This window comes from Mycobacterium europaeum (assembly GCF_002102155.1).
Taxonomy (GTDB): Bacteria; Actinomycetota; Actinomycetes; order Mycobacteriales; family Mycobacteriaceae; genus Mycobacterium; species Mycobacterium europaeum.
In genome coordinates this window covers 114,191-138,888 of record NZ_LQOU01000021.1, presented here as the reverse complement: position 1 = coordinate 138,888, position 24,698 = coordinate 114,191, and the positions used below count along the sequence as shown (strand labels likewise).

Below are 24,698 nucleotides of genomic sequence, written 5' to 3'. Positions count from 1 at the left end.
GCGGACCTCAGATCATCTCGTTCCTGGTCAGCCACCGCATCACCGGCCAGCCGGCGAACACGGGCAGCCAGCAGGTGAGCACCCGGTACAACAGCACCGACGGCAGGCCGGTCGCCGGCGGCACGCCGAAGGCGGCCAGCCCACCGATCAACGCCGCTTCGACGGCGCCGACGCCCCCGGGGGTCGGCGCGGCGGAGGCCAGCGTCCCGCCGACCATCGTGACCACGGTGACGGTGACGAACGAAGCGCCGCCACCGAACGCCTCGACGCTGGTCCACAGCGCCAGGGCGGCACCCAGAGTCGTTCCGGCGCAACCGAGTACGATCAGCCCCAGTCGCTGGGGCTCTCGGGCCACCTCGACGAGGTCGGTTGCCACCTCCTTGAGTTTGGGGCGCACGTCCGTCGCCAGCCAGCGGCGCAGCTTGGGCACGAATAAGAAGGTGCCGACAATCCCGAGGGCCACACCCGCGATCAGGTACAGGACCGTGGCGGTGGGGACGAAGTGCGAGAGGTTCATCGACGCGCCCGCAACCGTGCTGAACAGGATCAGCAACACCAGGTGCATGATCACTTGCACCGATTGCTGCAGGGCCACCGCCGTGGTGGCCCGCATGGCGGACAGCCCGCCGCCCTTTTGCAGGTACCTCGTGCTGAGCGCCAACCCGCCGACCCCGGCAGGCGTCGTCGTGGCGGCGAAGGTGTTGGCCACCTGCGCGACCGACAGCCTCCAGAAGCTGACCGTCTCGTCCGCGGACGCCCACAGCGCGGCGGCCGCCCCGACGTAGGTCAGCGCCGACACCGCCAGGCCCAGCAGTGCCCACCACCAGTTTGCGCTCCGCAGCTGGGACACGAACGTGGGCGCGGTGCTGATGAAGGGATACGCGACGTAGACGAGCGCACCGAACAGCACCAGCTGAATGAGCTGGCTGCGGGTGAACCGGGTGATGGTCTCGGTTTTGATCTGGTCGGCGCCGGTCTGACGCTTCACCTCCGCGCGGGCGGCGGAGATGGCCGTGCCCGCATCCGGTACCGACTTCCGAATGGCCCGGGGCACGGCCACTTTCGTCAGGCGGCGCGACGCGGTCAGGATGGTGTCCCGGTCGAACGCGTCGATCGCGGCGGCCACCGCCGATTTCGGGTCGTACAGGGCGGCGGTGGTCACCAGCAGCTGGGCGATATCGGATTGCAGCTGGGCTTCGGTGGCGCCGTATTCGGCGCTGTGGAAGCCGCCGAAGAGCACGGCGTCGTCGTCGACGGTGATCTCGTTGCCGCGCAGGTCCCCGTGCGCGATCTGCTGGTCGTTGAGGGTCCGCAGCGCCTGCCACACCCGGTCAACCGGCGTGGACTGCGCGCACCGGGTCAGGGGCACGCCGTGAGGTGGTTGGTGCGAATAGAGAATCCAGCCCCGGTCGAGGGTGGCGACGGCGATCGTCGAGGTGTTGGCCAGACGCACCTCCCCGATTGCGATCGTCATCAGCGCGCGGTGCTCGACGGCGCGGCGCATGGAGGTCACCAGAGGCGCGGTCTCGGCATCGCGCAGCCGCAGCTTGATCCACAGCTGGCGCAGCGTGCCACCGCTGCGTTGGTGCGGCCCGTACAACTCGACGAACGCCGAGCGCTCGGGCCGCCCGCAGGCCGCCGAAAGGACCAGCGGGCCCCGCCCGGCCGGCCGCACCACGGTGAGCCGCGAGACGACGAATCCACGCCTGGCCATCGCGCGCACGGCGGACTCCAGGGGCACCTCCAGCGCCGGGGTGCCGACCACGAGCACCACCAGCGAGCCGACCAGCCAGCCGACCGCCAGCCCCAGCAGCGCGCGGGCGGGCACGATCGCACTGACCACGAGGTGGATCGGCACGAAGGCCAGCAGCAGCGCCCACCACCAATGCCGCCAGCGCGCGGGCAGCCACGGACCGGAGACGGTCAGCACCGCCGCCAGCATGCCGATCCAGCGTGGATCGTCGAGGAACTGGCCCAACACGGTCTGCAGGCGTTCGGAGAGGTCGAAGTGCCAGCGGGGAGCCGAAAACCCGTTGCCGCCCACCGAGAGCGGCAGCGCCGCCAGCAGTGCGGCGGCCGCGTAGGCCCCGAGCAGTTTCCATTGCCGGCCGACGATCAGGCCGATCAGGATCATGAACGGCAGGGCCAGGATCGCCACCCCGTACGCGAGGTACACCAGATCGGACTGGCGGGGGGAGAGCACCCCGACGATCTGCGAGATCGACTTCTCCAGCGCCTCCCACTGCGGCCGGGTGATCAGCGAACTCGTGATCACCACCGCGAGGAAGGTCACGCTCGCCGCCAGCCGCAGGATATCGTTGGTGCGCCGGGTCAGCGGCTGCAGCAAGCTGCCGGAAACGCTCACCTCGCGCCCGTCGACTCGCATGTGGTAATGATCCTTCGGATCCGTTCGGCGCCGCTGCTCGACCCGCTCGCCGGCTCGCCGACAACTTAACGCCGATGCCCGCCGCGCGACAGTTCGTACCCACCCGGCGCGCGCGTAGGGTCGGTTAGGTAGGCGAGCTAGCGAACGGAGGGCGTGCCGTGGGCAGAACCGACAACGACAGCTGGGAGATCACCGAGAGCGTCGGGGCGACCGCGCTGGGCGTGGCGTCGGCGCGCGGCGCGGAAACGCGAAGCGAGAATCCGTTGATCCGCGATCCGTTCGCGCAGGTCTTCCTGGACGCCGCCGGTGACGGGGTGTGGAACTGGCACTCGGCGCCGCAGCTGCCGGACGAACTCGTCGAGGCCGAACCGGAGTTGCCGCTGCAGATGCGGGCGATGGTCGGCTACATGGCCTGCCGCACGGCCTTTTTCGACGAATTCTTCCTCGCCGCGACGGGCGCGGGCATTCGGCAGGCGGTGATCTTGGCGGCGGGTCTGGACGCGCGCGCGTGGCGGTTGCCCTGGCCGGACGGCACGACGGTCTACGAGCTGGACCAGCCCCGGGTGCTGGACTTCAAGTTGTCGACGCTGGCCCAGCACGGGGCGCAGCCGGCGTGCCACCGCGTCGCCGTTCCCGTGGACCTGCGCCACGATTGGCCGGCGGCGTTGCGGCAGGCCGGTTTTGACCCTTCGCTGCCCAGCGTGTGGTCGGCGGAGGGGCTGATGCCGTATCTGCCCGCCGCCGCCCAGGAGTTGCTGTTCGACCGCGTGCACCAGCTCACCGCGCCCGGCAGCCGGGTCGCGGTGGAGGCGCTGGGACCGAAGTTTCTCGACCCGGAGTTCCGCGCGAAGCGCCGTGAGCGGATGGACCGGGTGCGCGCGCTGATGGCGCGGGTGGACCCCGACCGGGAGGTGCCCAGGACCGACGAGCTGTGGTACTTCGAGGAGCGCGAGGACGTCGGCGAGTGGTTCCGCCGCCACGGCTGGGACGTGACGGTGACCCCGTCCGCCGAGCTGATGGCCGGCTACGACCGAGCGGCGCCCAAGGAGGTCGAGGACGCCGTGCCGGGAAACCTGTTCGTGGCCGCGCAGCGGCCGGACAACTAGCGGCCCTCGGCTTCCGAAGGCGCACGACGGCCGTGCGTGCGCCACTTCCGGTACCCGCGCCGCGCGGCGACCGCACCGACGACGGCGGTCAGGCACCACACCGCGATGGCCGAATACGCCAGCCAGGACGACCGATTCGCGATCGACGCCCCCAGCGCGGTGTAGGCGAACGCCCGCGGCACCGAACCGATGAAGGAGCCAATAGCCATCTGCCACAACGGGACTCCGAACGCCCCGAACGCGTAGGAGGCCAGCGCATCCGACAGGCCCGGGACGAAGCGCTGCCCGACAACCGCCCACAGTCCGCGGCGTTCGATCACCGCGTCGATGCGGTCGGCGCGCGCCGGCCCCAACAGCGCCCGCGCGCTGTTCCGCCCGGCCCGACGGCCAACGAGGCTGGCCACGATGGCGGTGCCGACCGTCGCGCCCAGCGTCACGGCGATGCCCAGGACCGGGCCGAACAACAGCCCGCTGCCCGCGGCCAGTATCGAGCCCGGCACGAACACCGCGCCCAGCGCGGCCGACACCACGACGTAGGTCACGGGCGCGGCGGAACCGGTCGCCGAGACGGTGCGCCGCACGTCCTCGACGTCGATGACGTGTGCGACGGCGACCAGGAAGAACATTGCGAGCAGGAAAGCGGCGAACACCGCCAGCCGCAGGATGTGGGGCCGGCGGGATGGCGTGATCGCGCCGTCGTCGTCAGTCATGTCGACCACGATTCTTCCGCACCGGCATGACGGCGGCGTCAGTCCAGCCCGGCGCCGGACTTGAGGCGTTGTCGCAGGCCGCTCGCGCGCACCGCGCGGCGGCCGATGGCGGCCCGTATCGCGCTCTCCGAACCGGCCACGCGCACCTTGGTTTTGGCGCGTGTCACCGCCGTGTAGAACAGCTCACGGGTCAGCAGGTGAGAGTCTTGCGGCGGGAGCAGCACGGTGACCTCGTCGGCCTGGCTGCCCTGGCTCTTGTGGATGGTCATCGCGTACATGGTCTCGACGTCGGAGAGCCGGCTGGTCGCGAACTCCAGCCGCCCGGCGGCACCGGCGATGACCGCCCGCAGCCCCTCCTGGCGGGTGACGACCACACCCGTATCGCCGTTGTACACCCGCAGCCCGTAGTCGTTGGCGGTCACCAGCAGCGGCCGGCCCGCGTACCACTGGGACCACACCGGCAGGCCGCTGTCCTCGGTCAGCCATCGATGGACCTGGCGGTTCCAGTGCTCCACCCCGGAGGGTCCGTGGCGGTGCGCGCACAGCAGCCGGTGCCCGTCGAGCGCCTGCAACGCCGCCGCCTCGGCACCCAACACGGCGGCCTCCCGCACGCGGAGGGCGTGCGGCACCAGGATCGCGCGCAGCCGATCCGTCGGGTCCTCGTCGTCCACCCAGTCGATGTGATCGCCGCCGGCCCGCAATACCGCGATCGCCCGGTCGGCGTCACCGCTGCGGATCGCGTCGGCAAGCGCACCGATCGACTCGCCGAACCGGTGCGAGGAGAGCAGCGCGGCGACGCGGCTGTCGTCGCGGGCGGACAGGCCGTCGACCAGGTCCGCCAGCACCGCTCCGGCCTCCACCGACGCCAGTTGATCGGGATCGCCGACCAGGATCAGTCGTGCGTCCGCGCGCACCGCCTCGAGCAGCCGCGCCATCATCGTCAGCGACACCATCGATGTCTCGTCGACGACGATGACGTCGTGCGGCAACCGGTTGGCCCGGTGGTGACGAAACCGCACCGACGTGTCGGGCCGGCTGCCGAGCAGCCGGTGCAATGTCACCGCCTCCAGCCCGGCCAGGCGCCGGCGGTCGGGGGGCTCGAGCCGGGCGAGCTCCGCCGCCACCGCTTCGGTCAGCCGCGCGGCCGCCTTGCCGGTCGGCGCGGCCATCGCGATCCGCAGCCCCGGCCTGCCCGACCGGTCCGCCTGTTCGGTCAACAGCGCGAGCAGCCGGGCGACGGTCGTCGTCTTCCCGGTGCCCGGACCACCGGTGAGCACCGTAACCGCTTGCGACAGCACGATCTGGGCCGCCGCCCGCTGTTCCTCGTAGCCGGCCGGGAAGAGTCGATCGAGGATGCCCGCTTCGACGGACGCCCCGGGCGCCGACAGCGCCAGCAGGTCGACGCAGACCTGGGTCTCCTCGCGCCAGTACCGGTCGAGGTACAGCAGGCGATCCTGGTACAGCCGCAGCACCGGGGGGTCGGCGCTCAGGCGGCTCGAACGCACCGACGTCAGCCACGACACCGGCTCCGGCCACGGCAACTCCGGTGCGTCGGCGTCGGCGGCGACGGTCGCCAGGTCGACGCACACCGCCCCGCCCCGCAGCGCACGAACCAGCAGCGCGAGCGCCAGCGCCACCGCGTCGTCCGACTCGCCGGCCAGCGCCGTGATCCGTTGGGCCGCATGCACATCCGCGGCATCCAGCACGCCGGCGCGGTTGAATTCGCCGAGCGGGCCGCCGGCGGCCAGCGCGACTCGGTGATCGTATCGATCCTGGGGGATTTCCTCGACGGTGCTCATGCGGCGCGCGGCCCGTCATCGAGCAGATCGGACAGCGCGACCGCCAGCTCGGCCGGCGGGCCCCAGCTGAACACCCCGCAGGGCTGGCCGTCCGGCGCGGGTGTGGCGGCGCCGCACATGCCACGCACGAACAGGTACAGCACTCCGCCCAGGTGCCGCCCGGGGTCGTAACCGGACTGGCGCCACCGCAGGAAGCGGTGGAGCACAACCAGATACAACAGCGCCTGCAGCGGATAGTCGGAGTGCAACATCGCCTCGGTCAGCGATCCGAAACTGTAGTCGGCCGCGGTGTCACCCAGCAGATTGGTCTTGTAGTCGACAACGAGGTAGCGCTGCCCCGGCAACCGCAGCACGGCGTCGATCGACCCGGACAGGTAACCGCGCAGCGGCTGGCGGCCCAGCCCGTCGGACCTCAACCGGTCGGCGTAACCGGCCAGGGGATCGTCCGGGGGAAGGTATCGGCCCAACAGATCGCCGATGTCGGAGAGCCGGATGTCGGTCACTTCCCCACGGATGTCGCCGCCCGCCAGGGGGATCTCGAAGGCCAACTCGCGCAGTCGATCCGGGAGCGCGATCTGCCGCAAGGTGACACCGGGAGCCAAGGGCCCCAGCACCGTGTCGTGCATCGGCACCAGCGCCGAGGCCAGCACCGCGGGATCGGCGTCGACCGGCCACCATGCCGAATGCGTCCGGATCTGCGCTTCCAGCTCGGCCGCCAGGTCCGGGGCGAGCGGGTCGGCGCTCTCCAGCACGGCGTGCACCAACGACCCGAACGTCGCACCCGCCGGCAGGTCGGCCATCGGGGAGGGGACGTCCGCGCCGACGGCCGACGGGATCGCCGCCGGGGTCACCTCGACCTCGTCGTCGCGAGCGCCGGCCTCCGGTTCGCTACCGAAGGCGGGCTGATCGACGTCGCGGATCAGCGCCGAGTACGACGTGCGCCGCCAGGTGGTATCGATGACACGGTGAAAGTGCCTCACCGCCAGGTTGTTCGGCGGCGCCGTCCCGGCGGGCACGGGCACGGCGGCGACGGCGGCCTCCTCGATCACCGGGCCGCCCGCGGCCTCCCAGGCGCCGAAGCAGGCCCGCGCTTGCTCGTCGGAGATCGTCTTCGGATCGCAGCGGTCGGGCACCACGGCCTCGCCGAGGCGCCGGCCCCGCATCAGCCGCGACAACCCGCCGTTGGGTTCGTCCCAGGACGGCGCCCACCAGGCCACCACCTGCGACTGTGCCCGGGTCAGCGCGACATAGGTCAGCCGGATGTCGTTGCGCGCCGCCTCGGCCCGGCTGAACCGCTCGGTCTCGGCCAGGTCCGGACTCTGCGGGCCGCCGATGTGCAGGCAGCGGACACCGGCGTCGTCGTGAAACATCGGGATGTCGTCGATGAAGACGTGCCGGTTGAACGCGAACGGCAGGTACACGATCGGGAACTGCAGGCCCTTGGCCCCCCACACGGTCATGACCTGTACCGCGGCGGAGTCGCTGTCGATGCGGCGATTGCGTTCCGGGGCACCCCCGGACGAGCTGCTGCGCTCGGCGCATTGCCGGCGGAGCCAATCGCGCAGGGCCGGCAGGGCCAGCCGCTCCCGGTGCGAAACGTCGTGCAGCAGTTGGGCGATGTGGGCGAGGTCGGTCATCGTGCGCTCGCCGCCCTGCTCCGCGAGCACGCGCCGGCCCATCCCGGCCAACTGCGCCGCCTCGAACACCGCCGCCGGCCCGCGCTCGCGCAGCTGGCCGGACCAGTCCCGCAAGGTGGCGGCCACCTCGTCGGTGAGCTTGTCGCCCCCGGCGGCCAACGCGTCGGCCAGCCTGCCGAAGAACACCGTCGCCGCGGCGGCCCGCACCATCCCGCTGCGGTGGGTCTGATCGAACGCGTTGAGCAGGCACAGCCAATCCTCGGCGGCCTGGGACAGGAACACATCCGCGTCGCCGGTGTAGACGGCGGGAATCCCGGCCTGGATCAGGGCGCTCTGGCACGCCCGGGCATCCTCACCCTTCTCCACGATCACCGCCACGTGACCCGGCTCGACCGGGACACCGTCGAACGTGGCGCCGGCGGCCCGCAGGGCGCCGATGTCGGCGGCCAGGTCGGCGGTGATGAAGCGGCGAAGCTCCGACATCGGAATGGTTCTCGACTGGTCGACACCGAACAGGGACCGGTTGACCAGCCGCAGTCGAAACGGCGCGTTGCGCGGCGCGCCGGCCAGCCGGTGCCCGACGAGGCGGGTTTCCACCGCGCCCACGACGATGCCCGGATCACCCAGCGCCGCCCCGCGCAGCACGGTCTGGAGACGCTCGACCAGCGCGGTGTCGCTGCGCCAATTGACGTCCAGCGTGCGCCGCTCGCCGGCCGTGCGGGCGGCCTCGAGGTAGGTGTAGATGTCGCCGCCGCGGAAGCCGTAGATGGCCTGCTTGGGATCGCCGATGAGCACCACGGTGGAGTGACCGCCGAACGCGCGCCCGATGACCTCCCATTGAATGGGATCGGTGTCCTGGAACTCGTCGACCATGACGATCGGCCAGCGGGCCCGCATCCGGTTGGCGGCATCGGAATCCTGCGCACGCAGCGCGGTGGCGAGCCTGCGCAGCAGGTCGTCGTAACCTAGGACGGCGAGCCGGTGCTTGCGCAGCTCCAGCTCGTCGAGCACATCGTTGGCGAAGCGAAGCCGCACCGCGGCAACGGAATCCGCGTCGGGCCGTTGCGGCCGCAGTTCGGCGCACGGGTCGCGGACCACCGCGCGGGCCAGCGCCAGCGCGTCGGGGTGACTGAGCGCGGCGTCGTCGCGCTCCGATGCGAACCGGGCGAGGTAGAGGTCGTCGACGATCTGGGTGAGCAGGTCCTCGAGGCTTTCGACCAGCGTCACCCCGGCGTCGGTGTCACCGGCGACGCCGAGGGATTTGAGCACCATGCTGCAGAACTCGTGGGTGGTGGCGATGGTGGCGGCGTCGAATCCCGCCAGCGCGTCCCGAAGCCTGCGGCAGCGCTGGTCGCGGTCGGCGGCGCTGCCGCGCATCAGGTGGGCCACCAGCTCGTTCGGGGCGTCGGCCGCCGGATCGCACAGCGCGGCAACGGTTTGCGAGACCTGCGAGCGGACCCGTTCGCGCAGCTCACGGCTGGCGGCGCGACTGAACGTGATCAGCAGCATCTCGTCGAGGGTGGCCAGGCCCTCGGCGAGGTAGCGGGTGACCAGACCGGCCAGCGCGAACGTCTTTCCGGTGCCGGCGCTGGCCTCGAGCACCGTAGTGCGTCCGGGCCCGGGCAGCGGGCCGAGCAGGTCGAACCGATCCATCAACGCACCTCCGAGCGCAGCAGCGGCAACCACAGCCGCGCCGCCAGCGCGCCGAGGCGGGAGTCCTCCCCGGCGAACTCCTCGCCGAGATGCGGCGCGCCGAGCAAGACGCTGAGCGGCGCCCGTTTGCCCCAGACCTTTTCGTGCGCGGGCTCGGCGTCCTCGCCGTGGAAGTTGTTCTGTGACTGCCAGCGCCAGCCGGCCGCCCGCACCGGGTCCCTGCCGCCGTGGCGGGCGTCGGCCCAGGCGAACGACGTTCGTACCGGCAGCGGCAGCGGCTCTCGGCGGCCCGCGTCGTACAGGCGCACCAGGTCGCGGATCGTCGCACCGGGATCCGCCGGCGGTCCCAGCAGCCGCTGTTCGATGCGGTGATCGGTTCTGGCGCGGCCGATGCACAGGGCCGTCCAGCCGCGGCCCGGCATGGCGGTGCTCAAGGCCAGCAGCGGAATCCACGACTCCATCAGGTGTTTGCCACCCAGCTTGGAATAGGTGACCGACACCGTGCGCTCGGCGAAGACGGGTGTCACGGTGCCGGTGAGCCGCCGCCCGGCGCTGAGGTCCACGTCGACGTCGTAGGCGTCGGCGTCGGCCTGGCGGTGCCGCAACGCCGTGCGCGCCAAATCGGCGGCCTGGTCGCGGATCTCCACGGCCTTGCGCATCCCCAGGCGGCCGGGCGGCAGCGTGCCCCGTCGCCACTCTGCGTTGGCGGCGGTGTCCGGGTGCATACCCCGCAGCATGTCGCGCAGCATGCGATCGCCGACGGTCCACTCCGCCAAACTGTCGATCTGGACCGGCATCTCGTCGTCGAGGTCCTCGACTTCCCAGGGCAGCGCGTAGTCCAGCGCGCGGAAGAAGCCCTTCACCGGGTCCCGGAAGAAGGTGAGCAGATCGGCCAGGGCGACGTCGTCGCGCGGTGGCTCGGGCAGCGGGTCGGCGAAGAACGGGCGGCCGGCGTGCCGGTCGCCGGCGGCGGCCTCGGCGGCCACCAGAGCGGTGGGGTCGAAGGTGAACGGCCGGCCTCCGACGAGCTCGCCCGGGGTGACGTTGCGAATATCGAACGGCTGCAACGGATGATGCACGACGACGCGCTCGCGCACGCGCTCGGTCGTCGTCTGGTCCAGCGCGTCGAGCAGCTCGGAAAGCGGCACCGCCGGTGGCCGCGGATGGCCGGTGTGCTCGTCGTTGCCGGTGTAGGTGATCACCAGGGTCTCGGTGGCCGCGCATACCGCGTCCAGCAGCAACTGTCTGTCCTCCGAACGGATGTCGCGCTCGCCGGTCATCGGTGCCCGTGCCAGCGCGTCGTCGCCGTCGGGCCGGTTGAAGCGGGGGAAGACGCCGTCGTCAAGTCCGACCAGGCACACCACCCGGTGGGGAACGGAACGCATGGGTACCATGGTGCAGACGGTCAACGTGCCGGTGCGGAAGTTCGCGCGCGTCGGCCGCCCGGCCAGGCGACCGGCCAGCAGCGCTCGCACGTCGGGCAGGCGCATCATGGTCGAGTCGCGGGAGCCGGCCTGCTCCAACACTTTTGCGAACTCATGGCGCAGCTGCCCGGTTTGCCACGCGTCGCCGGCGCCCACCCGGGTGAGGGCGGCGACCCCGCCGGTGAGCGCGTCGATCCACTCGGTCAGGGGCCGCGGTCCGGCCAGCGACTCGACCGCGCCCTGCAACCGGGAGACGTATTCGGCCAATCGCCCGGCCAATTCGACCTTGTTGCTGCCCACGTCGTCGAGCGGCAGCGCGGTGTTCAGCCAGGCCCGCGAGTCGTCGGACATCGCGACGCCGGTGAGGATGCGGTCGAGCCCGAAACGCCAGGTGTTGTGCAGGATGTGGTCCAGGCCGTAGGGCGCCCGCTGTTCCTTGTCGAAGCCCCACCGGACGCCCGATTCCCGCACCCACGCCGTCATCGAGTCGAGGTTGTCGTCGGTGAACCCGAAGCGGGCCCGCACCGGCGGGGCCTGCGCCAGGTTCAGCACCTCGGTGGCCGTGGCGCGGCCCCCCGCGATGCCCAGTAACTGCCCGGCCACCGCGAGCAGCGGGTTGGTCTGGGCGGGGGACCGGTCGGCCAGGCGCACCCGCAGCCGGTGCGCGGGGTGGCCTTCTCCGGCCAGGTCGCCCAGCCCGAAGGCGGCGACGATCAACGGGGCGTACGTCTCGATGTCGGGGCACATCACGACGATGTCGCGGGGCTCCAGCGTCGGGTCGTCTTCGAGCAGCCCGAGCAGCACCTCGCGCAGCACGCCGACCTGCCGGCCCGCGCCGTGGCAGCTGTGCACCTGCACCGAGCGGTCGGTGGGCGACGGTGTGCGGCCCGCCGGCCGGACCGCGTTGGCGGCGATGTCGGACTGCAGCCAGCCCAGCAGGGTGTCGGATGCTGTTGTGGCGCAGATGAACTCATCCGTCGCCGGTTGGGCCGGCAGGGTGCGTTGCAGTTCGCGGACGTCGCGGGCGAGGGTCTCCAGCAGCGGGTGGTGGGCCGCGCGCCTGCTGTCGTCGTCGCGACGCCGCACCACGCCATGAACACCGGTCAACCCGCGCCACAACCGGTCGCTGGGGTGCGGCAGCCACAGGTGCAGGTCGTGGTGGTCCGACACCGCCTCGAGGAGTTCCACATCGGTCCGCGACAGCCGGGTGTGGCCGAACAGCGACAACCGCGCGGGCAGGTCGGCCGGGCCTTCCCGCAACCGGGCGATCGTGTGCCGATGGCGGATGTGTGGGGGATCGGCCCGGACGAGGGCGGCCACCGCGCGCCACAGTTCCGGCTGCCAGGCCAGGTCGGGGTCGAGGTCGCCCGGTGCACCGCCCAGCCAGTCGGCCAGCAACTGCGGACGCTGGCTTGCGTACGAGGCGAACAATCCGGCCAGCCGCCGCGCCACCGAATAGCGCCTGGCGCGGCGCAGTTCCGCCTCGGGCCCCGTGTCGAAGTGGCCCAAATGCGTTGCCAGCGTTCGGCACCAGGGCTCGTCCAGGGCGCCGTCGATCGCCTCCAGCAGCGGCCAGGCGAGGGCGTCCGGCGACCACGGATCGGCGTCGGCGGCGCCGGTGATCTCGGCGATCAGCGAGCCGGGACTGCGAAACGCCACCCCCGCGCACACGCCGTCGCCGCCCCGGGAACGGCCGAGCACGTGCGACAGCCGTTGACTGAGCCAACGTTCCACGCCGCGCGCGGGAACCAGCACCAACTCTTGGGCGAACGGGTCGGTTTGCGGATTGGCCAGCAGGGCCCCGAGAGCGTCGGCAAGGACATCGGTGCGTTCGGCACGGTGGAGATGAAGCGCCATTGCGGTGCAACGATAGACCCCCGCACCGACATCGGGCGACGAAAGCCCCTCCACCGGAGGGCTCCGCTGTGCCAGGCTGACACCATGGCGACAGTCGCGGATGCCATCGGGTGGGTGGGCAGGCAGATCGCCGACCGGGTGCCCAAGGCGGACCTCGACCAGCGCGACCCCGACTTCATCCGGGACCAGTTACCGGCCACCTGGCTGGTGGCCTCGCTCTATTTCCGGGCCGACGTCCGCGGACTCGACCGCATCCCCCCGCACGGGCCGGTGCTGCTGGTCGGCAACCACAGCGGCGGCAACGTCCCGCCCGACACCTTCGTGTTCACCCTGGCGTTCTGCTCCTACTTCGGTGTGGAGCGCCCGTTCTACCAACTGGCGCACAACCTGGTCACCCTGTACCCGCCGCTGCGCTGGCTGCGCAAGTTCGGCACCGTGGCGGCCAGCCCCGAAAACGCCCGGCTCGCTTTGGAATCCGGCGCCGCGGTACTGGTCTACCCGGGCGGCGACTACGAGGTCTTCCGCCCGTCCTGGCAGCGGCACGTCGTCGATTTCGGTGGCCGCCAAGGGTTCGTGCGGCTCGCGCGCGAGACCGGCGTGCCGATCGTCCCGGTGGCCAGCGTCGGCGGGCAGGAGACCGCGCTCTTCCTCGGCCGCGCGCAGTGGCTGGCCAAACTGCTGCTGCTCGACAAGGTGCTCCGGCTCAAGAGCGTGCCCATCTCGCTGGCGCCGCCGTGGGGGCTCAACGTCGGCGACCTGCTGGGGCACATCCCGCTGCCCGCCAAGATCGTCATCGAGGTGCAGGAGCCGATCACCGTGGGCGACGACGACCAGGCGGTGTACGACCAGGTGATCGCCAGCCTGCAGGCCGGCGTGGACCGGCTTGCCGCGCAACGCCGATTCCCGGTGATCGGCTGATGCGCGTCGAACGCCGGATCGTCGTCGACGCCGACCGCGACACCGTGTGGACGGTGCTCAGCGACCCGGATCGCTACCCGTCGTTTCTCCCGCACCTGGAGCGCTGGGAGACGCTGACGGAAGGTCCGGTGCGGGTGGGCGCCCGCTACACGGTGCTGTGGAAGATCGGCTCGATCCCGGTCGGCGGCGTCGCCGAGGTCGTGGAGTTCGATTCCGCGCGGGACCTGGCCTGGATCAACATCACCGGCGTGACGCAGCGCGGGCGGTTCCGCCTGCGCGACGCCGGGCCCGGCCGAACCCGCGTGACGTTCCGGCTCGCCTACAGCTCCGAGGGCGGCCTGCTGGGCCTGATCGCGGACCGGGTGGCGGCCTTCTGGGTCGGCCGCTCACTCGACGAGAGCCTGAAAAACCTGCGCCGCCTTGTCGAGTCGTAGGGCCGGTGAGCCCCGTCCCTACTTGGCCAGCGTGAACTGGTTGATGTCGATGTAGCCGTCCCGGAATGCGTCGGCGCACCCGGTCAGATACCTCATGTACCGCTGGTAGACCTCTTCGGACTGGATCGCCACGGCCTCGCTGTGGTGCGCCTCGAGCGCCGCGGCCCACAGGTCGAGCGTGCGGGCGTAGTGCAGCTGCAGCGACTGCCTGCGGGCCAGGTTGAATCCCATCTTCGACGCGTGGAACTCCACCATCTCGATCGGCGGCAACTGACCACCCGGGAAGATCTCGCGGGCGATGAAGTCGTTGAAGCCGGCCTGCTTCTCGGTCATCGGCAGGCCGCGGGCGGCGATCTGCTCCGGGGTCAGCATGGTGATGGTGTGCAGCAGCATCACCCCGTCGTCGGGCAGGACCCGGTAGGCCATCTGGAAGAAATCGTCGTAGCGGTCGTACCCGAAGTGCTCGAACGCGCCGATGGAGACGATCCGGTCGACGGGCTCGTCGAATTGCTCCCAGCCCTGCAGCAGCACCCGCCGGCTGTGCGGGGTGGTCATCGCGTCGAACATCTTCTGCACGTGCGCGGCCTGGTGCTCGGACAACGTCAGCCCGACGACGTCCACGTCGTACTTCTCCAGCGCGCGGCGCATCGTGCCGCCCCACCCGCAGCCGACGTCCAACAGCGTCATCCCGGGCCGCAGGCCCAGCTTTCCCAGCGCCAGGTCCATCTTGCGCAGCTGCGCCTCTTCGAGCGGGATGTCGCGCATACGGTCGAAGTACGCGCAGCTGTACGTCATGGTGGGGTCGAGGAACAGCCGGAAGAAGTCGTCGGACAGGTCGTAGTGCGCCTGGACGTCCTCGAAGTGCGGCGTCAGGTTCTCTGCCATGCCGGCTACGCGCCTTTCTGAATCGGGGCCATTCAGCTGGACACGGAAGGGGGACGCAGCTGGTTCACCACGGCTTCCCGAATGGGCCGGAATCAAACTTTCAGCGCGCATATCCGGGGAATTCCGCCGACGTTACCCCCGTTTACCCGGAGTCGGCTGGGGAATGAGCTGGAGCTGAGGAGGGCACGCATGGAGGCTTGGGACGCGATCCGCGCCCGGCGCAACGTCCGGCAGTACAAGCCGGACCCGGTTTCCGAAGACGACCTGAACCGCATCGCCGAGGCCGGGTGGCGGGCGCCGTCGGCGAAGAACCGGCAGCCGTGGGACTTCGTGATCGTCACCGACAGGGCTCAGCTGCACGAGCTGTCGACCGTCTGGCAGGGCGCCGGGCACATCGCCGGCGCCGCCGCGGCGATCGCGATCGTCGTGCCCGTGCCGCCCGACGAACGCCGGGTGGTCACCGACAACTACGACGTCGGGCAGGCCACGATGGCGATGATGATCGCGGCCACCGACCTGGGGATAGGGACCGGGCATTCGTCCGTGGGCGACCAGCAGAAGGCGCGGGCCATCCTCGGCGTTCCCGAGGACCGGCTGGTGGCCTTCCTGCTCGGCGTCGGCTATCCCGCAGACCGTCCGCTCGCCCCGATCCGCACCCCGAATCGGCGCCCCTTCTCCGAGGTCGTCCACCACGCCCGGTGGTGACGACCCCCGCGGCGCCTCAAGGTTCCGGCGCGGCGCGGCCGACCCCGTCCGTGCAGACTTGGGGCCATGAACAGACATGAGATCACCGAGCAGATCGTCCTGGCCCGACTGAGGCTTGGCCTGACGTGGCAGCAGCTGGCCGACGCCATCGACCGGCCGGTGCTGTGGACCACCTCGGCACTGCTCGGCCAGCACCCCATTCCCGCGGACCTGTCCCGCATCCTCGTCGAGAAGCTGGGCCTGGACGAATCCGTGGTGCCCGTGCTGGCGGCGGCCCCCATGCGTGGCGGGCTGCCCACCGCGGTGCCGACCGATCCCACCATCTATCGCTTCTACGAGGCCCTGCAGGTCTACGGCGGCGCCATCAAGGAGCTGATCCACGAACAGTTCGGCGACGGCATCATGAGCGCGATCAACTTCAGTGTCGACCTCCAGAAGAAACCACACCCGTCGGGCGATCGCGTCGTGGTGACTCTGGATGGCAAATTCCTTCCCTATCAATGGGTTTCGGCGAACGACTGAGATGGCGGCCGAGAAGAAGCCGGTAGACCTGGTCCTTTCCGGCGGCGGCGTGAAGTTCATCGGCCTGGTCGGCGCCGTCGGCGGGCTGATGGATGCCGGCTACTCGGCGTATCGGGTGTCGGGCGTTTCGGCGGGGTCGGTGGTCGCGGTGATCTCGGCGGCCGCGTCCAAGGGCGATCAACTGACCAGCGGTCAGGTCAAGGAGCTCGCGCTGTCGGTGCCGTTGCGCAAATGGCGCGACGCGGGGCCGTTGCCCGTCGTCGGCTCCGCGTGGGGGCTGGTGCACGACACCGCCATGTACCGCGGCGACTTCGCCCACGACTGGATTCGCAGCGAGCTGAAGAACCTGGGGGTGGTCACGTTCGGTGATCTGGCCATGGACGACGACGAGCTCCCACCGGAACGGCGCTACCGGGTGGCGGTCACCGTCGCCGACGTCACCGCGGCGCAGCTGGTACGACTGCCCTGGGACTATCGCCGGCTCTATGGGCTCGATCCCGACGAGCAGCCCGTTGCCGACGCGGTCCGGGCCTCGATGGCGATCCCGTTCTTCTACCCTCCGGTCGCGCTGACCAACACCATGGGGCTCAGCTCCTGCCTGGTCGACGGGGGCGTCCTGTCGAACTTCCCGATCGACTCGCTGGACCGCACCGACGGCAAGCCGCCGCGCTGGCCCACGTTCGGCATCACGGTGATGCCCAAGCTCGCCGAGGGCATCGACCAGGTGTTCCCCGCCCTGCGCCCGCTGCGCTTCCTCAAACAATCCGCCCTGCTGCAAAGCCTCTTCACCACCATGATGGTCGGCCACGACCAGGCCCAGCTGAGCCTGCCGTGGGTGAAGTGCCGCACCATCGGCGTCGCCTCCACCGACGTGAGCGTGCTCGACTTCGGCATCTCCCGTGGCCGCCTGGAAGAGCTCTACGACAGGGGGTATGCGGCGGCGCAGGATTTCTTGTCGACCTGGGATTGGCCGGCGTATCGGGAGCGGTTCCGCCGCGTCGACGTAGTGAAGTGACGCCTCGTCGCACACGTGTCACACTGGCCGCGAGGAGGCGAAGGGAACGCGGTGGCGGCGGGCAGCGGCCACCGCGTTCGCCGTTCAGGTCATCAACACCTGCGGTGACAGCTCGTTGAGCATCGCGTTGGCCCAGCGCATTTGGCGCAACGTCTCGGGATGGCAGCGCGACGCCAGGCCCAGCAGTTCGGCGTCCTTGGCGGCCTGCGCGCCCTGGCCGGCGTACCCGGCGGCCGGGGTCCAAAACGTCCTGGGCAGCGCGGCGGGGGCGCTACAGCCCGAACTCGGCCTCGATGCCGTCGATCCCGGCCCGAATGGCCTTCAGGGCATCGGCCCGGGCGCGCAATTTGGTTGCGGCGTGGGCGTGTTGGTGCAGACCGGCGAATTCGCGCGCGGCCTCCTCGGCGCGGCTGACCACCATCTCCGGCAGCACGATCTCGTCGACGAAGCCGGCGGCCAACGCGGTCTCGCCGAAGAACGTCTTCGCGAGCCCGGCGGCCTGCTGGTAGGCCGACTGGGTCAGGCGCAGCTTCATGATCTCCAGGGCCGCGCAGGGGATGACCATGCCGATCGCCACCTCGTTGGCCTGAATGTTGTAGGCGTGCGCGGCCACCCGGTGGTCGCCGGACGACAGCAGAAACGCCCCCATGGCGATGGCGTGGCCGGTGCAGGCCATCACGACCGGCTTGGGATGAGACAGCAGCCGGTAAGCCAGCTCGAAGCCGCCCCGCAGCATGTCGATCGCCGGCTGCGCCTGGCCCGAGGTGAGGATCTTCAGGTCGAATCCGCCGCTGAACACCCGCTCGTTGCCGGTGATCACCAACGCCCCGGCGTTGTCGGCGTCGGCGCGGTCGATCGCCTCGCCGAGGGCCTGCTGCATCGTCGGCCCCAGGGCGTTGACCTTGCCGTCGTCCATCTTGATGACGGCGACGGAATCCTTGAGGGTGTAGTGGACCGGGCCGGTCATTGGTTGCTGACTCCTTGCCGTCCCGCGGGTCCGCTGTGGTGTTTGCCCAGGTCGTCTTCGGCCTCACCCCAGCGCAGGCTGACGTCGGTGGGCTCGTCGAGCTGGCGGGTGCGCCACCTGTCCTGCGTCTCGCGCACGGCGGTGTTGATCCGTTCGATCTCGCTGCGGAACACCTCGGGGCGGGTTTCCTTGCTCGCGTAGTGGAAGTAGGTCAGCAGCCCGCGCAGCAACTCCAGCTTCTGCTTCTCCCGCTTCGCCAGGTCATGGGTGGTCATCAACTCGATGCGCTGGACGGGCGGCAGGGAGTCCCAGTCCAGCACCACCTGGGTCTCCAGCGGCACGCGGTCGCGCTCCCAGAACCGCCGCTCGTGCGCGTGCTGCGGCCGGTCGTAGTAGGTGATGGTGCCGGTGAAGCGGGACTCGATCCCGCTGCCGATCTCGGCGCGATCGAGCGCCGAGTCCCACACCATGCGCCATTCCTGGCCGGGAGCCAGCACGGGCAACTCGCGGGGGAGGCGCAGCTCGGCGACGTCGGCGTACCCGTCGGTGGCGTTTTCGTATTCGGCCACCGTCGGCGGATTCATGAACGAGAACGTGATGTCGTAGGCCGCCGTCTGGCCGAAGTTCCTGACCACCAGCTCGATCACGTGCCAGTCGGCGGGATGCGGTTCCATGAACATCGCGACCTGCGGCCGGGTCTGTTCTGCCACCAGCCGCCGGTTGCGGGTGATCTGCCCGTTGGTGAAGATCAGGGTCACGACGGCAAGCGCGATCGCCGCCCACGCCGCCCACGCGATCCAGGTGCCGGACCCGGTGTGCGTGATTCCGTTCCAGCCGTCCTGGAACCACCCCATGGAATCCACCCTCCGCTTATATCACAGCCCGGTCGCCGATTCGGCGTGGTCGAGGGATCGCCTCAGCCGCCCATCAGCATGCGCCACTGGGCGAGGTCGGTGGCCCGGTATACGTAGTTGGAGCGTTTGACTTCCGACAGCGACGCGCTCGGCTGCACCGAATACCAGTGCCCGGGAAAAACGGTCGGGTCGCCGGGCAGCGTCGCCAGTTGCCGCAGGCTGCGGTACATCTCGTCGGAGTCCCCGCCGGGAAAATCGGTCCGGCCGCAGCCCTCCAGGAACAACGTGTCACCGGCCACCAGGCGGCCGTCGAGCAGGAAGCATTGGCTGCCCGGGGTGTGGCCGGGGGTGTGAAGCAACTCGATCTCGATATCGCCGATGCTGACCTTGTCGTGGTTCTCATGGGCGGTCAGGTCGCCCATGCTGATGCCGGTGACTCGCGAAACCCATTGCGCCTCATGGGTATTGACGTGTACCGGCACGGCTTTCCGCTCCAGTAGCTCGGCCAGGCCCTGCAGGGAGAAGCCCATCATCGATCCGCCCACATGGTCGGGATGGTGATGGGTGACCAGCACCCCGGACAGCTGCATGCCGTCGGCCTCGAGCGTGTCGAGCAGGTCGCCCGCCGCGTACGCCGGGTCGACCACCACGCAGTCGCCCGTCTGGCGGTCCCCGATCAGGTAGGCGAAGTTGCGCATCTGGGTCGCGAACATGTCGCCGGCGGCGAAGTCGCGGCCGGCGAGCAGTTGACGAAAGTAGAGCCGTTCGTCTGACACGTGACCAGCCTAGGGCGTGCCCGTCCGGGCCCGGCAGCGCCGCCGCAAAACCGCCTGCGAGCAACGATTGACGTTGTATTCAGTGGGTATGGTTGCCGCATGATCCGGAAGGTCGAAATCGAGATCGACGTCGATCTGATTGACGAGGCGATACGCCGCTTCCATCTCGCCGATGCCCGCGAGGCCGTCAACCTCGCGTTGCGCACCCTGCTCACCGAAGCCGAGGCCGACGAACCCGCCGAGGAGTACGACGAGTTCAGCGACCTCAGCGCGTGGCAGCCCCACCGAGGCGGCGACAGCGGCCCCTGAGGCCGTGGTTTGGTCCGGCTGCGAGCCAGGTTGTACCCTCTTTTAGGCCCGCGGCACTGCCGATTCGGGTGAACGGCCCCCTTAGCTCAGTCGGTAGAGCGTTTCCATGGTAAGGAAAAGGTCAACGGTTCGATTCCGTTAGGGGGCTCGGCGGACGCCGAGCAGGCGTGGCGGCCCCGACCCCGATGGGGGCGGGCAGAGGCGATGTAGCTCAGTCGGTTAGAGCGAACGACTCATAATCGTTAGGTCGCCGGTTCGAGTCCGGCCATCGCTACAACACAACACAGTGCACACCTTGAGAGATTTGAGAGAGAACCGTCATGGCTTCCAGTACCGACGTGCGGCCGAAGATCACTTTGGCATGCGAGGTGTGCAAGCACCGTAACTACATCACCAAGAAAAACCGCCGGAACGACCCGGACCGCATGGAGCTGAAGAAGTTCTGCCCGAACTGCGGCAAGCACCAGGCGCACCGAGAGACACGCTAGCCGCGCCCGGCGACCGTCTTCTCAGACCGACTAGGTAGATTTCAGCCGTGCCGTTATCCGAAAGCATCGTCGGGATGCACTACCGCTATCCCGACCATTACGTCGTGGAGCGCGAGAAGATCCGCGAGCATGCTGTCGCCGTGCAGAACGACGACGCCGCGTTCATGGAGGAGAAGGCGGCGGCAGAGCTCGGCTACGGCGGACTGCTCGCGCCGCTGACGTTCATCTGCGTGTTCGGTTACAAGGCGCAGACCGCGTTCTTCGAACACGCGAATGTTGCCGTCAAGGACGCGCAGATCGTTCAGGTCGACCAGGTGCTGATATTCAGCGCGCCGATCGTGGCCGGCGACAAGCTGTACTGCGACGTCTACGTGGATTCGGTGCGGGTGTCGCACGGCACCCAGATCATCGTGACCAAGAACGTCATCACCAACGAGGCCGGTGACGTCGTGCAGGAGACCTACACGACCCTGGCGGGCCGTGCCGGTGATGATGGAGAAGAGGGATTTTCTAATGCCACTGCGTGAGTTCAGCTCCGTGAAGGTGGGTGACCAGCTCCCCGAGCGGACCTACCCGCTGACCCGTCAGGATCTGGTTAACTACGCGGGCGTCTCGGGCGACCTGAACCCGATTCACTGGGACGACGAAATGGCCAAGGTCGTCGGGCTGGACACCGCGATCGCGCACGGCATGCTCACCATGGGCATCGGCGGCGGCTATGTCACCGCGTGGATCGGTGACCCCGGCGCGGTCACCGAGTACAACGTGCGGTTCACCGCAGTGGTGCCGGTGCCCAACGACGGCAAGGGCGCCGAGCTCGTCTTCAACGGCCGGGTGAAGTCGGTCGACCCGGAGACCAAGTCCGTGACCATCGCGTTGACGGCAACCACCGGCGGCAAGAAGATCTTCGGCAGGGCGATCGCGTCCGCAACGCTCGCGTAGGGCGGGCCTGGTTAATGGCTCTCAAGACCGACATCCGCGGGATGATCTGGCGCTACCCGGACTACTTCGTCGTGGGGCGGGAACAACTCCGCCAGTTCGCGCAATCCGTGAAGGACCGCCACCCGGCCCACTACGACGAAGACGCGGCCGCCGAACTCGGCCACGACGCGATCCTGGCGCCGCTGACCTTCGCGACCATCTTCGCCAAGCTGGTCCAACTCGATTTCTTCCGGCACGTCGACATCGGCATGGAGACCCTGGTGATCGTCCAGGTCGACCAGCGGTTCGTGTTCGCCAAGCCGATCAAGGCCGGCGACAAGCTGTGGGCCCGGATGGACATCTTGTCGGTGGACGAGCGGTTCGGGGCCGACATCGTCGTCACCAAGAACATCTGCACCAATGATCAGGGTGAGCTGGTCTTGGAGGCCTACACCACGCTGATGAGCCAGTACGCCGACCAGTCGGAGAACCTGCGCTGGGACTCGGAATCCGGCCAGGTCGTCCGGACGGCGTAATCGGATTTCCTGGGTTTGAGGGGAATCGAGTACACTCGGACGTCGGGGTTTTCCCAGCATCAGCGCGCTTTCCGTGAGTCGAAAGAACGGGGAGCGCGCGTGTCATGTAAGCCCCGGTAGGTAAGCGCAGGTTGGCCTGCCAACCGCGAAGGGGCGTAGCTCAACTGGCAGAGCAGCGGTCTCCAAAACCGCAGGTTGCAGGTTCAAGTCCTGTCGCCCCTGCTGAACACGAAGCCGTGCCATGGTGGACACTGGAATGGTGGCCATCACACCCGGGACGGCCCGCGGGATACTAGCAAAACTAAGGAGCATGTGGTGAGCGACGAAGGCGATGCTGCCAACGACGCCACAAGCGACGTCGCTGACAGGGAGGACGACCGCGCGAGTGGCGGCCGGACCGCTGTGGTGACGCGGCCGCAGCGCCCCACAGGCAAACGATCCCGCCAGCGAGCGGCCGAGGCCGGCGAGGACGTCGACGTAGAGTCGGTGGACGAGGCCGAGGCCGCCAAGGAGGACAAGGGCGCCAAGGCCAAGAAGGCCAAAAAGCCGAAGAAGCCCGGGGACCGGTCGGCCAATCCGTTCGTCTTCGTCTACAACTACCTCAAGCAGGTGGTTGCGGAGATGCGGAAGGTCATCTGGCCCAACCGCAAGCAGATGCTCACCTACACCACGGTGGTGCTGGCGTTCCTGGCCTTCATGGTGGCGCTGGTCGGCCTCGCGGATTTCGGCCTCACCAAGCTTGTGCTGCTGGTGTTCGGCTGAGCGACAGATAGAGAGGACTGAGAACCGTGACTACCTTCGACGGTGACACGTCCGCGGGTGAAGCGGTCGACGTAGAAGAGCGCGCCGAGGGCGCCGAGGTCGCCGAAGCCCCGGAAACCGCGGCGGCCGAGGCTCCCGAGGAGTCGGCCGAGGACGTCGACCCGGCGGCCGCGCTCAAGGCGGAGCTGCGCAGCAAGCCCGGCGACTGGTATGTCATCCACTCCTACGCCGGATACGAGAACAAGGTCAAAGCCAACCTCGAGACCCGCGTGCAGAACCTGGATGTCGGCGACTACATCTTCCAGGTCGAGGTGCCCACCGAAGAGGTCACCGAGATCAAGAACGGCCAGCGCAAGCAGGTCAATCGCAAGGTGCTGCCCGGCTACATCCTGGTTCGCATGGACCTGACCGACGACTCGTGGGCCGCGGTGCGCAACACGCCCGGCGTCACCGGGTTCGTCGGCGCGACGTCGCGGCCGTCGGCGCTCACGCTCGACGACGTGGTCAAGTTCCTGTTGCCGCGGGGCGCCACCAAGAAGGCCGCCAAGGGCGCGGCCACCACGGCGGCCACCGCCGAGGCCGGCGGGCTGGAGCGCCCGGCCGTCGAGGTCGACTACGAGGTCGGTGAATCGGTGACCGTCATGGACGGGCCGTTCGCCACGTTGCCGGCGACCATCAGCGAGGTCAACGGCGAACAGCAGAAGCTCAAGGTGCTGGTGTCGATCTTCGGCCGCGAGACGCCGGTGGAGTTGACGTTCAGCCAGGTCTCCAAGATTTAGCTCGGGCAGCTACGCCCAGTTCAGGAAGGAACACCAACATCTCATGGCCCCGAAGAAGAAAGTCGTTGGGCTGATCAAGCTGCAGATCGTGGCGGGGCAGGCCAACCCTGCGCCGCCGGTCGGACCCGCGCTCGGCCAGCACGGCGTCAACATCATGGAGTTCTGCAAGGCCTACAACGCGGCCACGGAGAACCAGCGCGGTCAGGTCATCCCGGTGGAGATCACGGTCTACGAGGACCGCAGCTTCACTTTCGCGCTCAAGACGCCGCCCGCGGCCAAGCTGCTGCTCAAGGCCGCCGGCGTGGGCAAGGGTTCGGCCGAGCCGCACAAGACCAAGGTCGCCAAGGTGACCTGGGACCAGGTTCGGGAGATCGCCGAGACGAAGAAGACCGATCTCAACGCCAACGACATCGACGCGGCCGCCAAGATCATCGCCGGCACCGCCCGGTCGATGGGGATCACCGTCGAATAGTTCGACCCCGTGGGAGGGCCAGCTTCGGCCCGCTGCTTAACCACGACCCAACACCCGATTGGATGAATCAATGAGCAAGAACAGCAAGGCATATCGCGCCGCCGCCGAGAAGGTGGACCGCAACAACCTGTACAGCCCCCTGGAGGCGGCCAAGCTCGCCAAGGAGACCGCGTCGGCCAAGCAGGACGCGACGGTCGAGGTGGCGATCCGGCTCGGTGTCGACCCGCGCAAGGCGGACCAGATGGTCCGCGGCACGGTCAACCTGCCGCACGGCACCGGCAAGACCGCCCGCGTCGCGGTGTTCGCGGTCGGCGACAAGGCCGAGCAGGCGCAGGCCGCCGGCGCCGACATCGTCGGCAGCGACGACCTGATCGAAAAGATCCAGGGCGGCTTTCTGGACTTCGACGCCGCGATCGCCACGCCCGACCAGATGGCCAAGGTCGGCCGCATCGCCCGCGTGCTCGGTCCGCGCGGCCTGATGCCCAACCCGAAGACGGGCACCGTCACCCCCGACGTCGCCAAGGCCGTGGCCGACATCAAGGGCGGCAAGATCAACTTCCGCATCGACAAGCAGGCCAACCTGCACTTCGTCATCGGCAAGGCGTCCTTCGACGAGAAGGCGCTCGCGGAGAACTACGGCGCGGCGCTCGACGAGGTGTTGCGGCTCAAGCCGTCCGCCTCCAAGGGCCGGTACCTGAAGAAGATCACCGTGTCGACCACCACGGGCCCGGGCATCCCGGTGGACCCGTCGGTCACCCGCAACTTCGCGGAGGCCTAGGCAGT

The 24,698-nt window shown here is 69.4% G+C and carries 24 protein-coding genes and 3 tRNA genes; 18 read left to right on the top strand and 9 right to left on the bottom strand.

Annotation, left to right across the window (positions count from 1 at the left end):
* Window positions 1-7 precede the first annotated feature (7 nt).
* Window positions 8-2,386, bottom strand: coding sequence for a lysylphosphatidylglycerol synthase transmembrane domain-containing protein (locus tag AWC03_RS11420; protein WP_085240574.1), 2,379 nt, complete (start codon window positions 2,384-2,386; stop codon window positions 8-10).
* Between the two features lie 158 nt (window positions 2,387-2,544).
* Between AWC03_RS11420 and AWC03_RS11415 the strand changes: the two genes are divergently transcribed.
* Window positions 2,545-3,492: a class I SAM-dependent methyltransferase gene (locus tag AWC03_RS11415; RefSeq protein ID WP_085240573.1), complete on the top strand. Its 948-nt coding sequence runs from the start codon at window positions 2,545-2,547 to the stop codon at window positions 3,490-3,492.
* Here the strand turns inward: AWC03_RS11415 and AWC03_RS11410 are convergent.
* Genes AWC03_RS11410 through recC form a run of 4 tightly spaced genes read right to left on the bottom strand, consistent with a single transcriptional unit; the run spans window position 3,489 to window position 12,572 of the window.
* Window positions 3,489-4,202 (bottom strand): TVP38/TMEM64 family protein, encoded by a 714-nt coding sequence (locus tag AWC03_RS11410; protein ID WP_085240624.1) that lies wholly within the window; start codon window positions 4,200-4,202, stop codon window positions 3,489-3,491. The genes AWC03_RS11415 and AWC03_RS11410 overlap by 4 nt on opposite strands.
* A gap of 38 nt (window positions 4,203-4,240) precedes the next feature.
* Window positions 4,241-6,001 (bottom strand): exodeoxyribonuclease V subunit alpha, encoded by a 1,761-nt coding sequence (gene recD, locus AWC03_RS11405; RefSeq protein ID WP_085240572.1) that lies wholly within the window; start codon window positions 5,999-6,001, stop codon window positions 4,241-4,243.
* Window positions 5,998-9,291, bottom strand: coding sequence for a UvrD-helicase domain-containing protein (locus AWC03_RS11400; RefSeq protein ID WP_085240571.1), 3,294 nt, complete (start codon window positions 9,289-9,291; stop codon window positions 5,998-6,000). The genes recD and AWC03_RS11400 overlap by 4 nt, the downstream gene beginning before the upstream one ends.
* The gene (recC, locus tag AWC03_RS11395) at window positions 9,291-12,572 is read right to left on the bottom strand and encodes an exodeoxyribonuclease V subunit gamma (RefSeq protein WP_085240570.1); all 3,282 of its coding nucleotides are present in this window, start codon (window positions 12,570-12,572) and stop codon (window positions 9,291-9,293) included. Before recC ends, AWC03_RS11400 begins: the two co-directional genes overlap by 1 nt.
* Before the next feature lie 84 nt (window positions 12,573-12,656).
* Between recC and AWC03_RS11390 the strand changes: the two genes are divergently transcribed.
* Together AWC03_RS11390 and AWC03_RS11385 are read left to right on the top strand one after the other, a co-directional pair.
* On the top strand, window positions 12,657-13,490 hold the full coding sequence (locus AWC03_RS11390; protein WP_085240569.1) for a lysophospholipid acyltransferase family protein: 834 nt from the start codon (window positions 12,657-12,659) through the stop codon (window positions 13,488-13,490).
* A complete protein-coding gene (locus AWC03_RS11385; protein ID WP_085240568.1) occupies window positions 13,490-13,924 on the top strand; it encodes an SRPBCC family protein in 435 nt (144 codons plus the stop codon). Before AWC03_RS11390 ends, AWC03_RS11385 begins: the two co-directional genes overlap by 1 nt.
* Before the next feature lie 18 nt (window positions 13,925-13,942).
* On the opposite strand, the gene AWC03_RS11380 is transcribed toward AWC03_RS11385, so the two are convergent.
* A complete protein-coding gene (locus AWC03_RS11380) occupies window positions 13,943-14,809 on the bottom strand; it encodes a cyclopropane mycolic acid synthase family methyltransferase (protein ID WP_085240567.1) in 867 nt (288 codons plus the stop codon).
* 189 nt (window positions 14,810-14,998) lie between these two features.
* Here AWC03_RS11380 and AWC03_RS11375 point away from each other — a divergent pair, with 189 nt between their 5' ends.
* The 3 genes from AWC03_RS11375 (at window position 14,999) to AWC03_RS11365 (ending at window position 17,051) form a co-directional block, all read left to right on the top strand.
* Window positions 14,999-15,514 (top strand): nitroreductase family protein, encoded by a 516-nt coding sequence (locus tag AWC03_RS11375; RefSeq protein ID WP_085240566.1) that lies wholly within the window; start codon window positions 14,999-15,001, stop codon window positions 15,512-15,514.
* A 66-nt stretch (window positions 15,515-15,580) separates the two neighbouring features.
* Window positions 15,581-16,036, top strand: coding sequence for a cyanase (cynS, locus tag AWC03_RS11370; RefSeq protein WP_085240565.1), 456 nt, complete (start codon window positions 15,581-15,583; stop codon window positions 16,034-16,036).
* 1 nt (window position 16,037) lies between these two features.
* Window positions 16,038-17,051 (top strand): patatin-like phospholipase family protein, encoded by a 1,014-nt coding sequence (locus AWC03_RS11365; protein ID WP_085240564.1) that lies wholly within the window; start codon window positions 16,038-16,040, stop codon window positions 17,049-17,051.
* Between the two features lie 271 nt (window positions 17,052-17,322).
* Here AWC03_RS11365 and AWC03_RS11360 read toward each other — a convergent pair whose 3' ends face one another.
* From AWC03_RS11360 to AWC03_RS11350, 3 genes are all read right to left on the bottom strand, one after another.
* On the bottom strand, window positions 17,323-18,018 hold the full coding sequence (locus AWC03_RS11360; protein ID WP_085240563.1) for a crotonase/enoyl-CoA hydratase family protein: 696 nt from the start codon (window positions 18,016-18,018) through the stop codon (window positions 17,323-17,325).
* Window positions 18,015-18,872 carry a hypothetical protein gene (locus AWC03_RS11355; protein ID WP_085240562.1) on the bottom strand — a complete coding sequence of 286 codons (858 nt, stop codon included), beginning with the start codon at window positions 18,870-18,872 and terminating at the stop codon, window positions 18,015-18,017. Before AWC03_RS11355 ends, AWC03_RS11360 begins: the two co-directional genes overlap by 4 nt.
* Window positions 18,873-18,934: 62 nt before the next feature.
* Window positions 18,935-19,648 (bottom strand): MBL fold metallo-hydrolase, encoded by a 714-nt coding sequence (locus tag AWC03_RS11350; protein ID WP_085240561.1) that lies wholly within the window; start codon window positions 19,646-19,648, stop codon window positions 18,935-18,937.
* A gap of 99 nt (window positions 19,649-19,747) precedes the next feature.
* Here AWC03_RS11350 and AWC03_RS11345 point away from each other — a divergent pair, with 99 nt between their 5' ends.
* From AWC03_RS11345 to rplA, 12 genes are all read left to right on the top strand, one after another.
* Complete coding sequence (locus tag AWC03_RS11345; protein WP_085240560.1) at window positions 19,748-19,957, top strand: type II toxin-antitoxin system VapB family antitoxin; 210 nt, start codon at window positions 19,748-19,750, stop codon at window positions 19,955-19,957.
* Between the two features lie 75 nt (window positions 19,958-20,032).
* Window positions 20,033-20,105: transfer RNA gene (locus AWC03_RS11340), tRNA-Thr, on the top strand.
* 52 nt (window positions 20,106-20,157) lie between these two features.
* Window positions 20,158-20,231: transfer RNA gene (locus AWC03_RS11335), tRNA-Met, on the top strand.
* A gap of 46 nt (window positions 20,232-20,277) precedes the next feature.
* On the top strand, window positions 20,278-20,445 hold the full coding sequence (gene rpmG, locus AWC03_RS11330; RefSeq protein ID WP_007167776.1) for a 50S ribosomal protein L33: 168 nt from the start codon (window positions 20,278-20,280) through the stop codon (window positions 20,443-20,445).
* Between the two features lie 47 nt (window positions 20,446-20,492).
* Window positions 20,493-20,972: a (3R)-hydroxyacyl-ACP dehydratase subunit HadA gene (hadA, locus tag AWC03_RS11325; protein ID WP_085240559.1), complete on the top strand. Its 480-nt coding sequence runs from the start codon at window positions 20,493-20,495 to the stop codon at window positions 20,970-20,972.
* Window positions 20,959-21,387: a (3R)-hydroxyacyl-ACP dehydratase subunit HadB gene (gene hadB / locus AWC03_RS11320; RefSeq protein ID WP_067211706.1), complete on the top strand. Its 429-nt coding sequence runs from the start codon at window positions 20,959-20,961 to the stop codon at window positions 21,385-21,387. The genes hadA and hadB overlap by 14 nt, the downstream gene beginning before the upstream one ends.
* Before the next feature lie 14 nt (window positions 21,388-21,401).
* The gene (hadC, locus tag AWC03_RS11315) at window positions 21,402-21,902 is read left to right on the top strand and encodes a (3R)-hydroxyacyl-ACP dehydratase subunit HadC (protein ID WP_085240558.1); all 501 of its coding nucleotides are present in this window, start codon (window positions 21,402-21,404) and stop codon (window positions 21,900-21,902) included.
* Between the two features lie 149 nt (window positions 21,903-22,051).
* Window positions 22,052-22,124, top strand: a tRNA-Trp gene (locus tag AWC03_RS11310).
* A gap of 93 nt (window positions 22,125-22,217) precedes the next feature.
* Window positions 22,218-22,664: a preprotein translocase subunit SecE gene (secE, locus tag AWC03_RS11305; protein ID WP_085240623.1), complete on the top strand. Its 447-nt coding sequence runs from the start codon at window positions 22,218-22,220 to the stop codon at window positions 22,662-22,664.
* A gap of 26 nt (window positions 22,665-22,690) precedes the next feature.
* Window positions 22,691-23,443 carry a transcription termination/antitermination protein NusG gene (gene nusG / locus AWC03_RS11300; RefSeq protein ID WP_085240557.1) on the top strand — a complete coding sequence of 251 codons (753 nt, stop codon included), beginning with the start codon at window positions 22,691-22,693 and terminating at the stop codon, window positions 23,441-23,443.
* A gap of 43 nt (window positions 23,444-23,486) precedes the next feature.
* Window positions 23,487-23,915, top strand: a complete 429-nt coding sequence (gene rplK, locus AWC03_RS11295) for a 50S ribosomal protein L11 (protein ID WP_066952006.1) — start codon at window positions 23,487-23,489, stop codon at window positions 23,913-23,915.
* Between the two features lie 70 nt (window positions 23,916-23,985).
* Entirely contained in the window at window positions 23,986-24,693 is a 708-nt protein-coding gene (gene rplA, locus AWC03_RS11290) for a 50S ribosomal protein L1 (protein ID WP_007167783.1), read from the top strand.
* Window positions 24,694-24,698 lie beyond the last annotated feature (5 nt).

Coding starts and splice junctions, on each gene's coding strand:
- AWC03_RS11345 (WP_085240560.1), top strand. CDS start 19,748: ATGATCCGGAAGGTCGAAATCGAGATCGACGTCGATCTGATTGACGAG.
- recD (WP_085240572.1), bottom strand. CDS start 6,001: ATGAGCACCGTCGAGGAAATCCCCCAGGATCGATACGATCACCGAGTC.
- hadB (WP_067211706.1), top strand. CDS start 20,959: ATGCCACTGCGTGAGTTCAGCTCCGTGAAGGTGGGTGACCAGCTCCCC.
- AWC03_RS11375 (WP_085240566.1), top strand. CDS start 14,999: ATGGAGGCTTGGGACGCGATCCGCGCCCGGCGCAACGTCCGGCAGTAC.
- rplA (WP_007167783.1), top strand. CDS start 23,986: ATGAGCAAGAACAGCAAGGCATATCGCGCCGCCGCCGAGAAGGTGGAC.
- hadC (WP_085240558.1), top strand. CDS start 21,402: ATGGCTCTCAAGACCGACATCCGCGGGATGATCTGGCGCTACCCGGAC.
- AWC03_RS11385 (WP_085240568.1), top strand. CDS start 13,490: ATGCGCGTCGAACGCCGGATCGTCGTCGACGCCGACCGCGACACCGTG.
- recC (WP_085240570.1), bottom strand. CDS start 12,572: ATGGCGCTTCATCTCCACCGTGCCGAACGCACCGATGTCCTTGCCGAC.
- rplK (WP_066952006.1), top strand. CDS start 23,487: ATGGCCCCGAAGAAGAAAGTCGTTGGGCTGATCAAGCTGCAGATCGTG.
- AWC03_RS11420 (WP_085240574.1), bottom strand. CDS start 2,386: ATGCGAGTCGACGGGCGCGAGGTGAGCGTTTCCGGCAGCTTGCTGCAG.
- AWC03_RS11400 (WP_085240571.1), bottom strand. CDS start 9,291: ATGGATCGGTTCGACCTGCTCGGCCCGCTGCCCGGGCCCGGACGCACT.
- AWC03_RS11380 (WP_085240567.1), bottom strand. CDS start 14,809: ATGGCAGAGAACCTGACGCCGCACTTCGAGGACGTCCAGGCGCACTAC.
- AWC03_RS11410 (WP_085240624.1), bottom strand. CDS start 4,202: ATGACTGACGACGACGGCGCGATCACGCCATCCCGCCGGCCCCACATC.
- AWC03_RS11365 (WP_085240564.1), top strand. CDS start 16,038: ATGGCGGCCGAGAAGAAGCCGGTAGACCTGGTCCTTTCCGGCGGCGGC.
- rpmG (WP_007167776.1), top strand. CDS start 20,278: ATGGCTTCCAGTACCGACGTGCGGCCGAAGATCACTTTGGCATGCGAG.
- cynS (WP_085240565.1), top strand. CDS start 15,581: ATGAACAGACATGAGATCACCGAGCAGATCGTCCTGGCCCGACTGAGG.
- AWC03_RS11360 (WP_085240563.1), bottom strand. CDS start 18,018: ATGACCGGCCCGGTCCACTACACCCTCAAGGATTCCGTCGCCGTCATC.
- AWC03_RS11390 (WP_085240569.1), top strand. CDS start 12,657: ATGGCGACAGTCGCGGATGCCATCGGGTGGGTGGGCAGGCAGATCGCC.
- AWC03_RS11355 (WP_085240562.1), bottom strand. CDS start 18,872: ATGGGGTGGTTCCAGGACGGCTGGAACGGAATCACGCACACCGGGTCC.